The following is an 11,082-nucleotide window of genomic DNA, read 5'->3' on the forward strand; positions in this document are numbered from 1 at the left end:
CCTGAAGTGGTACTTCGGGCTGGTGGGCAAGGGCTACATGCCGAACTACGACCAGATCGGCGGCGCCAACGCGACCCCGCCGGACAAGCAGATCCAGTCGGGACTCGCGGCGATGTCGCTCGGCGGGTCGTGGACCATCTCCACGTTCACCAAGCTCACCAAGGCGGACGGGTCTCCGCTGGAGATCGGCCTCGCGCCCACCCCGATCGGGCCCTCGGGCAAGCGGGCGTCGATGTTCAACGGGCTGGCCGACTCCGTCACCAAGTTCTCCCAGCAGCCGGAGAACGCGGCGAAGTGGGTCAAGTTCATGTCCGGCGAGCAGTGCCAGAACATCATCGGCGAGTCCGGGGTGGTGTTCCCGGCCCGCCCGTCCGGCACCGATCTGGCCATCGCGTTCAACAAGAAGGAGCGGAACCTCGACGTCACGCCATTCACCGACCAAGTGAAGGAGAAGACGACCTTCCTCTTCCCGGTGACCACCAACGCGGCCGACATCACCGCCCTGATGCAGCCGCGGATGGACGCCGTCTACATCGGCAGTGCGCCGGTCAGCTCGCTGACCAAGCTCAACGATCAGCTCAACGACCTGTTCAAGGTCGCTCAGTAAATCCGGTCGACCGGGATCCTGCTCGCGGGCTAGGGTCCCGGTCATGAGGTACGCGCATTTCGACACGACGACGCCGGATCACCCCGGCGGCGCGTACTGACGTACTCAACCAGGCCCGGGGCGTTCGCCCCGGGCCTGTTGTCGTTCCGGGGCGCGCGTACCCCTGAACGAAGGAACCGCAATGGTCGACCACCGTAAGCTCGGCCGCGAGCTCGAGCTCTTCTCCTCCGACCCGCTGGCCGGCGCCGGGCTGCCGATCTGGCTGCCCGCCGGCGCGGCCGCCCGCCACGCCGTCGAGGAACACATCCGCGAGCTGGAGCGGCGGAACGGCTACCAGCACGTGGTGTCGCCGCCGATGGGCCGGCCCGAGCTCTTCCGGCTGTCCCGGCACCTCGAACACTTCGCCGACGACATGTTCCCGCCGATGGCGATGTCACCCGACGATCCCGCCGACGAGCTCATCCTCCGGCCCGGCCTGTGCCCGATGCACGCGCTGGTCTTCCGCGCCCGCGGCCGGTCCTACCGCGAACTGCCGCTGCGCATCGCCGAGATCGGCCCGATGTTCCGCTCCGAACGCTCGGGCGTGCTGGGCGGCCTGAGCCGGGTCCGGGTGATCGAGCTCAACGACGGCCACACCTTCTGCTCCGGGGACCAGGCGGTCGACGAGGTGTGCCGCGAGCTGTCCCTGATCCAGCAGGCACACGCCGACCTGGGCGTCCGCGCCTCCAGCTTCCGGCTGTCGCTGCGCGACGACTCGGACAAGTACATCGAGGACGACGCGATGTGGGAGCGGTCCGAGGCTGTGTTGCGGGCGGCGCTCGACCGGGCCGGCGTCAACTATCACGACGGCCCCGGCGAGGCCGCGTTCTACGGACCGAAGATCGACATTCAGGTACGCGACGACGCCGGCCGCGAGCAGACCCTCTCCACCGTGCAGATCGACTACGACAAGCCGGAGCGCTTCGAGTGTGAGTACGTGGCCGGGGACGGCTCCAAGCAGCGTCCCGTGATGATCCACCGCAGCCTGGTGGGCAGCATGGAACGCCTCTTCGCCCACCTGATCGAGGTGCACGCCGGCGCCTTCCCGGCCTGGTACGCCCCGGTCCAGCTGGACATCCTGCCGATCGCCGCCGGTCAGCAGGACGCCGCGTGGGAGCTGCACCGGGCGGCGCTCGACGCGGGCCTGCGTTCCTCGGTCGAGGCGGACGGGTCGCTGGGCGCCCGGATCCGGCATAGCGCGCTGCGCAAGGTGCCCTACGCGGCGGTGATCGGCGAGCGAGAGGCGGCCGCCGGCGAGGTGTCGCTGCGGCTGCGTGACGGCCGCGAGATGCCGCCCCGGCCGGTCGCCGCGGCCCTCGAACTGATCGGCAAGGTGGTGAAGTCCCGATCATTTGATCTTCTGGAGTGAACCTTTGCCTACCGATCGTCCGTAACAGGGGGCGTGACCAACCGCCCCCGCCGCCTCCCCCGACTCCCCCGCCCGGTCCTCCCCGCCGCGCTGACCGTGGCCGCCGCCCTGCTGGTCTTCGTGTCGCTCGTCGTGCCGGACGGGCTGGGCAAGCTCAAGCCGGGCTACTGGATCCCGGGGGCGTTCCTGCGGCTGCCGATCGAGGCGATCGTCGGCGCGGCGGTCCTGCTGGTCGTCCCGGCCAGGCTGCGCAGGCCGGCCGCCCTGGTCATCGGCGGCGGGATCGGGCTGCTCACGCTGCTCAAGGTGATCAACGTGGGGTTCCTGCTCAACCTGAACCGGCGGTTCGACCCGGTGCTCGACTGGCCGCTGCTCGGCGACGGCTTCAACTACGTGGAGGAGACGTCCGGCTACCCGCTGGCGGTGCTGGCCGCCGTCGGCGCCACGCTGGGCGGGCTGGCGCTGGTCGTGGTGACGGCGCTGGCGGTGCAGCGGCTCTCCGGCCTCGCGGCGCGGCACCGCCGGGTCGCCACCCGGGCGGTGCCGGCGGTGATCACGGCCTGGGTCGCCCTCGCGCTGGTCGGGGTGACGCTGTTCCCGTATGCGCCGATGGCCTCCGACAGCACCGTCGTGCTGGCCAAGAACACCCTGCTCCGCGTGCCGCGGGCGCTCGAGGAGCAACGGGCGTTCGCGGCCGAGGCGGACAACGACGCCTTCCGGGACCTGCCCGCCGAGCGGTTGCTGCGCGGGCTGGCCGGCAAGGACGTGCTGGTCGCCGTCGTGGAGAGCTACGGCCGGTCGGCGCTCGACAACCCCAAGATGGCGGCGACCCTGAACCCGGCGCTGGAGGCGGCCGACGCGAGGCTGACGGCCGCCGGGTTCGGCTCGCGCAGCGGGTTCCTGACCTCGTCGACCTACGGCGGCGGCAGCTGGCTGGCACACGCCACCTTCCAGACCGGCCTGTGGATCCCCAACCAGGGCCGGTACCGCCAGGCGATGGCCAGCCGGCGGACCACGATCACCAAGTCGTTCCAGCGGGCCGGCTGGCACACCGTGGCGGTGGAGCCGGGCAACAAGCACACCTGGCCGGAGGCGGATTTTTACGGCTACACCGAGGTCTACGACTCCCGGAACCTGGGCTACAAGGGCCCTCAGTTCGGCTGGTCGTCGATGCCCGACCAGTACACGTTGTCGTTCTTCCAGAAGAACGTGTACTCGCAGCCGCGGCGGGCGCCCTTGTTCGCCGAGGTTACGCTCACCTCGAGCCACACGCCGTGGGCGCCGCTGCCCGAGATGGTCGACTGGGACGCGGTCGGCGACGGCTCGATCTACGGCCCGATCGCCGCCCGCGCCGTCCAGCAGGACGAGACCTGGCAGTCCACCGGCAAGGTGCGCGGCGCGTACGCGAAGTCGGTCGCGTACTCGATGGACAGCCTGACCTCCTGGGCCGCGAAGTACGGCAACGACGACCTGGTCGTGGTGATCTTCGGCGACCACCAGGCCTCCCCCAGGGTCAGCGGCCCGGACGCGAGCCACGACATCCCGATCTCGATCATCGCCAAGGACCCGGCGGTGCTGGACCGGATCTCGTCGTGGGGCTGGACGCCGGGCATGCGGCCGGACGACGACGCCCCGGTGACGCGGATGGACAAGTTCCGCAACCTGTTCCTTTCCGCGTACGCCGCACCGTTCGCCTCCCGTACGCACTGAAGTCACGCCGCTCGCCTACATTCGCGTTCATCGATGTTCACGCGAACGTGGGGGTACGCATGCGAGGTCGCACCAGAATCGCCCTCGTCGTCGCCGCGGCGCTGGCCGGCACGCTGATCGCGGCGCCGGCCCGGGCCGAGGCGAGCCGGGACCGCCTGGCCCTGCGCTGGGCGCCGATCCACTACCAGGACGTCGACTCCACCGGCGGCCACGCGGCCGGCGGCCGGTCCGACTGGATCGCGGGGTACGACTACGACGGAAACCTCGACGGGCGGGACAACTGGGACCGTCTCGGCACGGCCGGCGCCGATCTCACGGCGAAGGCCTTCTACTCGGTCGTGGAGACCGGCAGCCACTGGTACCTGATGTACTTCTTCTACCACCCCCGCGACTGGATCGATCACCCGTTCTTCGAGACCGAGCACGAGAACGACGGCGAGGGCGTGCTGCTCGCGATCGAGCGCGACGGATCGGAGTACGGCGTGCTGCGCTCCGCGGTGACCGTGGCGCACAGCGACTTCTTCTCGTACACCCCGGCCGGCAGCACCTGGACCAGCGGCCGGGAGAGCGTGGACGGGACCCTGCGGTTCAAGCCGTCCCCGCACGACGCGTTCACCCACCCGGTGACCGCTCAGGAGAGGGGCGGGCACGGGCTGAAGGCGTGGCCGCAGTACGACATCAACGGCGACGGCATCGTCCACTACCCGTCGACGACCGGCGAGGTGCCGGCCGGCAACGACGACCGCGACGTTCGATACCAGCTCGTCGACATCTTCGCGGCGGGCGGCGTGTGGGCGCAACGCAACAACGGCAGCCTGTTCGCCGCGCTCGGCACGTTCGCCGGGGACACCTCGGGCGGCTGCGGACAGGGCACCTTCTCCTGCGGCACCAACTCGGCGAACGCGCCGTGGGGATGGGACGACGGCAACGACGTGCCGGCCCGTGGGGAGATCGCCAGTGATCCCGCGCGCGTGGCCGTGGAGTACTTCACCATCCCGGGCGGCGTGTCCCGCACGTACGCGTACAACCCCTATCGCAGCGAGGCCGCCGAGCTGGCCCGGCTGGACCAGGTCGCCCCTCGCGTACGGGACTGAAATAGATCTTTCTCGATGCTACCGTGCGGGGCATGAGGCTCCGCACGGTCGCATTCCTGTTGCTGCTGCTCCCGTTCGCCGTTCCGGCGGCATCGGCCGCGCCGGCATGGGCGTCGGCCGCGTCGGCGGCCGGCCTGGCCACGGCGGACGACTTCACCGGGTGGTTCCAGGCGAAGAACGACTGGACGTGGAGCGGCGGCGACCAGGTCACCAGCCTGCGCGCGTCGAACGGGCTGACGTACTGGTCGTTCGGCGACACCATGATCGGCGAGGAGGACCCGGTCACCGGCGCGTACCGCCCGGGCTGGGAGATGCTGCCGAACACGATCCTGGTGCAGCGCGGCGACACGTTGTCGGCCACCACCTGGCGCAACGCGGTGCCCAGCCCGGGCGGCGACCATCGGTACTGGACCCAGGGCATGTTCGAGGCGGGCGGCAGCCTCTACGTGCTGTGCCAGCGGGTCCGCCAGGACGACAACGACTACTTCGAGCTGCTCGGCGTCGAGCTGGCCGAGTTCGGGTTCAACGCCGACGGCACACTCGCCTTCCGGGGCATGTCGCCCACCCCGTCGTCCGGCCGGACCGGCGGCAACACCACGGCGACCGCCCAGTACAGCTCGGACGCCGTGGTCAGCGGCGACTTCGTCTACGTCTTCGGCTTCTCCAACGTGCCGAACGACCCGAACTACGAGCCGCACCGCAGCTACGTGGCCCGGGTCCGGGTCGGCGAGGTGAAGAACCCGGGCGCCTGGCGCTTCCGCGACGCGACCGGCGCGTGGCAGCCGGACATCGCCCGGGCGGCGCCGATCCTGCGCGCGCAGATCTCGAGCGTCCGGCGGATCGGCGGCCGGTGGGCGCTGGCGTACAAGCCGTGGACCGGCTGGGGCGATACGGTGCACATCGAGACGCGGTCGACGCCGTGGGGCGCTCCCCTGGGCTCGGTGACGATCAGCTCGCCGGCCGGGCCGAACCACCAGACCTACTCCCCGCAGCTGCATCCCGAGCAGCCGCTCGCCTCGGGCAAGCTGCTGGTGAGCATCGCCTGGAACGGCAGGACGCCGGCCGACATCATCGGCGACGCCGACCTGTACAAGCCTCGCTTCCACGAGGTCACGCTGCCCTGAATTGTCCGGCGCTGAGTCATCCGGCCCTGGGTTATCCGGCCCTGGGTTATCCGGCCCTGGGTCATCCGGCCGCGAGGTCGCCCAGGATCTCCTTCAGGATCTCGGGGGTGCGGTTGGGCGGCTCGGCCTCGATGAACAGGCGGCCCATCGCCGCGGCGTACTGGTCGACGTCCTCACGCTTGTCGAGGTAGAGCCCGCTGGTCAGGTGCTCGATGTAGACCACGTCCGGGACGTCGGAGTGGGCGAAACGCAGGATGCTGAACGCGCCGCCGGCCGCCGCGTGGCCACCGGAGCGGAACGGGATGACCTGCAGCCGCACGTTGCGCAGCGCGGTCATCTCGATCAGGTGCTCGATCTGCTGCTTGAGCACCTCGAGGCCGCCGATCGGGCGCCGCAGCACAGCCTCGTCCAGCACCGCCCACAGCCGCGGCGGGTCGGCGCGGGTCAGCAGCTGCTGGCGGGCCATCCGCAGGCCGGCCCGGCGGGAGATCTCGTCCTCGGCGGCCCGGCCGTGGCCCAGCATGATGACCGCCCGCGCGTACGCGTCGGTCTGCAGCAGACCCGGCACGAACTGGATCTCGTAGGTGCGGATCAGCTCGGTGGCCTGCTCGAGGTCCAGATAATTCTGGAACCAGGTGGCCAGCACGTCGCCGTACGCGTGCCACCAGCCGGGCGTGTTCGCCTCGCGCGCCAGCGCCAGCAGGCGCGCGTGCTCCGCGGCATCTTCGATGCCGTACAGCTTGAGCAGGTCGGTGACGTCCCGTTCCATGAACGCCACCCGGCCCAGCTCCATCCGGCTGATCTTCGAGTCGGAGCCGCGGATCGCGTATCCGGCCTGCTCACGGGTGATCCCCTTGGCCAGCCGGAGGCTGCGCAGCCGGGCACCGACCTGCATGCGGCGGACGGTGGGCCCGCTGCCGTTCTCCTGAGCCGCCGGCACGTCAGCCACCCGCCCACGGCGAGGCGTCCGGTGTGGACACCCCTAGGCGCGCGTCAAGGGCCACGGCGAGAATTCCCTCTATCTGATGAACGACGAGTCGGGGACGAGCATAGACCGACTTCGTGCCGGAATCAGAGCAGGACTAGGCGTAACGAGCCAGCCAGTCGTCCCCTACTCCACCGAACGGCTCGTCGCCCACCGCAACGGCCGCCATCAGGCGGTCCGCCGACGCCCGCGCGCCGGCGATGATCTCCGGTGGATAGCCGTAGAGCACCTGGTGCTCCTCGAACTCGTCCTCGTCGTCGAGCAGCACCAGGCCGTCGCGCGTGCGCAGCACGTCCAGGTCCAGGTCGACGGCCTCGATCACGTCGCCCGTGATGGTCGGCGGGGTGGTCACGTCCACGTAGAGGTTCAGGGTCTGCGGCCCCGGCCGGTTGAAGCACGCGATGAACCAGCCTCCAGTGGGAACCAGCTGGACGAAGTCGTGCGGCTGCTCGACCGGCTCCTCGTCGCCGCGCTGGAGCCAGATGCCCTTGCGGCCACCGAACCACCGCCCCCACTCGTCCTCGCCGAGCGGCTCCAGCGTGTACGTCCAGTGCTTCTTCCCACCCCACTTGGTGAACCGCATTTCCGTCACCAGGGAAGAGTAGGCGGCCGCGCCGACTTGGAATCAGGTATGACTGATCGACCCGTTCTGCAGCCCAGCCCCGAGCACCCGATCACCGTGACCCCGAACTCCGCGCGCATCGTCGTCACCGTGGCCGGCAAGGTGGTCGCCGAGACCCGCCGCGCGCTGACGCTCCGCGAGGCCACTTACCCGCCGGTGCAGTACATCCCGATCGACGACGTCGACAAGACGCTCCTCGAGCGCACCGAGACCCACACCTACTGCCCGTTCAAGGGCGAGGCGAGCTATTACTCGATCCCCCTTGGCGCCGAGCGCTCGACCGACGCCATCTGGGTCTACGAGCAGCCGCACGCCGCGGTCTCGCAGATCAAGGATCACGTCGCGTTCTACCCCGACCGGGTCGACGCGATCGACGTCGAGTAGCCACCGGCGTCTGCGCCGGCGAGCATGATTTGCACAAGAGCAGTTGTGCGACAACTCTTGTGCATGCCATGCTCGCCGTATGACGTCCCCAGAGGTTCGCCAAATCACCGACTCGCGGGTGCTGGCCGCGATGGCTCATCCCCTGCGCCGCCGGCTGATGGATGTCCTGAAGGTGCACGGGCCCGCCACGGCCACGTCGCTGGCGGCCACCACGGGGCAGGCGATCGGCAACGTCAGCCACCACCTGCGGGTGCTCGGCGACTGCGGTCTTCTCGAGGAGGCCCCGGAGCTCGCCCGGGATCGGCGGGAGCGATGGTGGCGGCTGGTCTCGCGAGGCGTGCGGTGGTCCTCCGGTGACTTCCGCGACGACCCCGCGACGGCCGCCGTGGCCGACGCCGCCGAGTCGCTCAACCTCGACCATCACGTCCAGCAGGTCCGCTCCTGGTTCGCCGCCGGCGACGAGGAGAAGGCCTTCTGGCGCGACCGGTCGTTCGCGATGGACCACTGGCTGGAGCTGACGCCCGACGAGCTGCGGGAGGTCGGCGAGGAGCTCAACGAGCTGCTCGAACGGTGGCGGCACAAGCCGGCCCCGCCGCAGGGCCCACAGCGGCAGACGGTGTTCGTCTTCGCCTACGGCGTGCCCGGGCAGCCGTGAGTGTCGCGACGGCGCCCGCGCGCCCGGCGCGCCTCTGGTCGCACCGTGACTTCCGGCGGCTCTGGATCGGTCAGAGCACCAGCCGGTTCGGCAGCGCCATCACCGCCGTCGCCCTGCCGCTGGTCGCCGTCGGCGCCCTCGACGCCAGCACCATGCAGATCGCTCTGCTGCAGGCCGCGGTCTGGCTGCCGTGGCTGCTGATCGGGCTGCCGGCCGGCGTCTGGGTCGACCGGCTCCCCCGGCGCCCGGTCATGATCACCTGCGACGTGGTGGCGCTGCTGCTCTTCCTCAGCGTTCCGGTGGCCGCCTGGCTGCACGTCCTGACCATCGCGCATCTGCTCGTGGTGGCCCTGCTCGCGGGCACGGCGACGGTGTTCTTCGAGACCGCCTACCAGGTCTACCTGCCGTCGCTGCTCGATGCCGGCCGACTGACCGAGGGCAACGCCAAGCTGCAGGGCAGCGAGGCGGTGGCGCAGGTCGCCGGACCGGGCGCGGGCGGTCTCATCGCGCAGGTGTTCGGCGCGGTGACCGGATTGCTGGCCGACGCGGTCACCTTCCTGGTCTCCACCGTCTGCCTGCTCACGATCGGCCACCGGGAGCAGCGCCGTCCCGCGCCGGCTGCTCGCCGGTCCATCCCGCGGGAGATCGCCGAGGGCCTGAGATTCCTGGCCCACGACCCCTACCTGCGGGTCATGGCGGCCTTCGGCGCCGCCGCCAACCTCGCCCTCATCGGCTACCAGGCGATCTGGATCACCTTCCTGGTCCGGGAGGTCGGCGTCAGCCCGGGAACCGTCGGTGTGATCGGCGCGGTCATGGGCGCCGGCGGCATCATCGGCGCCCTGGTCGCCACCAGGATCGCCCGGCGCCTGGGCACCGCCCGGGGCCTGCTGATCTGCCAGATCGGCACCGCCCCGTTCGCCCTGCTGCTGGCCCTCACCGGGCCCGGTGCACGGCTCGGCCTCGCCGTCGTCGGCGGCGTCGCGGTCGGCGCCGGCGTCGTGGCCTGCAACATCATCAAGAACAGCTTCCGCCAGATCTACACGCCACGGCATCTGCTCAGCCGCGTCGTCACCAGCATGCATCTGATCAACTACGGCACCATCCCGATCGGCGCGGTGCTCGGCGGTTTCCTCGGCACCGTCGTGGGACTGCGACCCGCCATCTGGATCATGACGAGCGCCCTCATCCTCGCCACCGGCATCCAGCTCATCGGCCCCATCAAGCGCCGGCGGGACCTGCCCGCCACGGCCGAACCGCGCTAGAAGCCCGGCCGGGAACCGCTGTTGAAGCGCGGCCGCGGAAGCGGCCGCCGCCTCCCGCCGGCGACGGCCGCTCCATCCAGCCGCGGAGGTCAGGCGGCCGGCGTGCCGACCACCTTGAAGTCGCGGGTACGGCCGATGTTGTCGAAGGACCCGAAGCCGACCCGGCCGGTGTTGAAGGTGGTGTCCCGGGCCGTCATCAGCGGCTCGCTCGCGCCGTCCACGTACACCGCGATCTCGCCGGTCGTGGCCATGTGCTTGACCCTGACCTGGTGCCACCGCGCGTCGACGATCGCCGGGTTCGCGCCGCGGGAGCGGCCGTTCCACTGATAGTCGATCCGTTCACGGTCGGCGCCGTTGACCTTGAAGATGCCGTTGTGCGGATAGATCGTGTTGTCCGTCGAGACGTGGGCGTAGTAGAAGTGCGTGTCGTCCCGGTAGTTGAAGACGATGATCACATCGCGGTTGGTGATCTCCACCGGGGTGTCCAGCCGCACCTGCGCGGTCACCTCCACCGAGGACATGACCGGCCCGGCGGTGAGCACCGCGTACTCGAACGGGCGGCGCGGCCCGGGCCGGGCGACGCCGGCCTCGGCGAGGATCACCTGCTCGCCGGTGAACCGCCACTTCGACGGGGTCACCGGCGCCCAGTTGGACGGCCGCATGGTGTCCTGGACCCGGGTGGTCCCGGCCGATCCCGCGGCGAAGGTCTTCGTGCCGGTCACCTTCCAGATCCTGCCATTGGCCTTCGCCAGCAGGTAGAGCTCGCCCCGGGCGTCGGTGCCGAAGCGCAGGTCGACCCGGTCGGCCGGGCCCACCGAGCCCGGCGCGGAGAGGTCCTGCATGCGGACCGCCGTGCCGGCGGCGTCGAAGAGGTGCAGCCGGTGCAGCGTCGCGGGCTTGCGGCCGCGGCGCATCTCGGACACCTCGGTGTAGAAGACCCAGCCGTTCACCAGGTCGCCGAAGACGTACTTGCCGCGCAGCGCCGGGACGTCCGTTCCGCGGTAGACGAAGCCACCGGCCACGGCGACGCCGACGTCGGAGGTGCAGTTCCAGTCCGGCGCGGGGTTGTGGTCGTACTCGGCGACCGGGTAGACGAATCCGGCGTCGTCGGCCGGCAGCGGGTAGAGACGGTCGCAGGGGTTGGTGGCGGTGCGGTCGAAGACGTACCGGCCCTCGCGCTCGCTCCAGCCGAGGTTGTCGCCGGCCCGGACCTCGTAGATGGCCTCGACCG

General features: G+C 70.6%; 9 protein-coding genes and 2 pseudogenes. 8 read left to right on the forward strand and 3 right to left on the reverse strand.

What is annotated here, in order from left to right; genetic code table 11:
- The 5 genes and pseudogenes from AB0M20_RS10705 to AB0M20_RS10725 all read left to right on the forward strand — a co-directional run.
- Positions 1-607 (forward strand): annotated as a pseudogene (locus AB0M20_RS10705) (sugar ABC transporter substrate-binding protein); the annotation flags it as partial.
- A 181-nt stretch (positions 608-788) separates the two neighbouring features.
- A complete protein-coding gene (gene thrS, locus AB0M20_RS10710; protein ID WP_364296711.1) occupies positions 789-2,015 on the forward strand; it encodes a threonine--tRNA ligase in 1,227 nt (408 codons plus the stop codon).
- Positions 2,016-2,048: 33 nt separating this feature from the next.
- Complete coding sequence (locus AB0M20_RS10715; protein WP_364296713.1) at positions 2,049-3,725, forward strand: sulfatase-like hydrolase/transferase; 1,677 nt, start codon at positions 2,049-2,051, stop codon at positions 3,723-3,725.
- Between the two features lie 59 nt (positions 3,726-3,784).
- Positions 3,785-4,819 carry a hypothetical protein gene (locus AB0M20_RS10720; RefSeq protein WP_364296715.1) on the forward strand — a complete coding sequence of 345 codons (1,035 nt, stop codon included), beginning with the start codon at positions 3,785-3,787 and terminating at the stop codon, positions 4,817-4,819.
- A 32-nt stretch (positions 4,820-4,851) separates the two neighbouring features.
- Positions 4,852-5,943, forward strand: coding sequence for a hypothetical protein (locus AB0M20_RS10725; protein ID WP_364296717.1), 1,092 nt, complete (start codon positions 4,852-4,854; stop codon positions 5,941-5,943).
- Between the two features lie 61 nt (positions 5,944-6,004).
- On the opposite strand, the gene AB0M20_RS10730 is transcribed toward AB0M20_RS10725, so the two are convergent.
- Together AB0M20_RS10730 and AB0M20_RS10735 are read right to left on the reverse strand one after the other, a co-directional pair.
- The gene (locus AB0M20_RS10730) at positions 6,005-6,892 is read right to left on the reverse strand and encodes a helix-turn-helix transcriptional regulator (protein WP_364296719.1); all 888 of its coding nucleotides are present in this window, start codon (positions 6,890-6,892) and stop codon (positions 6,005-6,007) included.
- Positions 6,893-7,025: 133 nt separating this feature from the next.
- Positions 7,026-7,511 (reverse strand): DUF402 domain-containing protein, encoded by a 486-nt coding sequence (locus AB0M20_RS10735; RefSeq protein WP_364296728.1) that lies wholly within the window; start codon positions 7,509-7,511, stop codon positions 7,026-7,028.
- 48 nt (positions 7,512-7,559) lie between these two features.
- Between AB0M20_RS10735 and AB0M20_RS10740 the strand changes: the two genes are divergently transcribed.
- The 3 genes from AB0M20_RS10740 to AB0M20_RS10750 all read left to right on the forward strand — a co-directional run bounded on the left by AB0M20_RS10740 (position 7,560) and on the right by AB0M20_RS10750 (position 9,851).
- On the forward strand, positions 7,560-7,934 hold the full coding sequence (locus AB0M20_RS10740; protein ID WP_364296721.1) for a DUF427 domain-containing protein: 375 nt from the start codon (positions 7,560-7,562) through the stop codon (positions 7,932-7,934).
- Positions 7,935-8,013: 79 nt separating this feature from the next.
- A complete protein-coding gene (locus AB0M20_RS10745; protein WP_364296723.1) occupies positions 8,014-8,589 on the forward strand; it encodes a helix-turn-helix domain-containing protein in 576 nt (191 codons plus the stop codon).
- Positions 8,586-9,851 (forward strand): MFS transporter, encoded by a 1,266-nt coding sequence (locus AB0M20_RS10750; protein WP_364296725.1) that lies wholly within the window; start codon positions 8,586-8,588, stop codon positions 9,849-9,851. Before AB0M20_RS10745 ends, AB0M20_RS10750 begins: the two co-directional genes overlap by 4 nt.
- 89 nt (positions 9,852-9,940) lie before the next feature.
- Here AB0M20_RS10750 and AB0M20_RS10755 read toward each other — a convergent pair.
- Positions 9,941-11,082 (reverse strand): annotated as a pseudogene (locus AB0M20_RS10755) (hypothetical protein); the annotation flags it as partial.

Origin of the sequence: Actinoplanes sp. NPDC051633 (assembly GCF_040681735.1) — a bacterium.
Classification (GTDB): domain Bacteria; phylum Actinomycetota; class Actinomycetes; order Mycobacteriales; family Micromonosporaceae; genus Actinoplanes.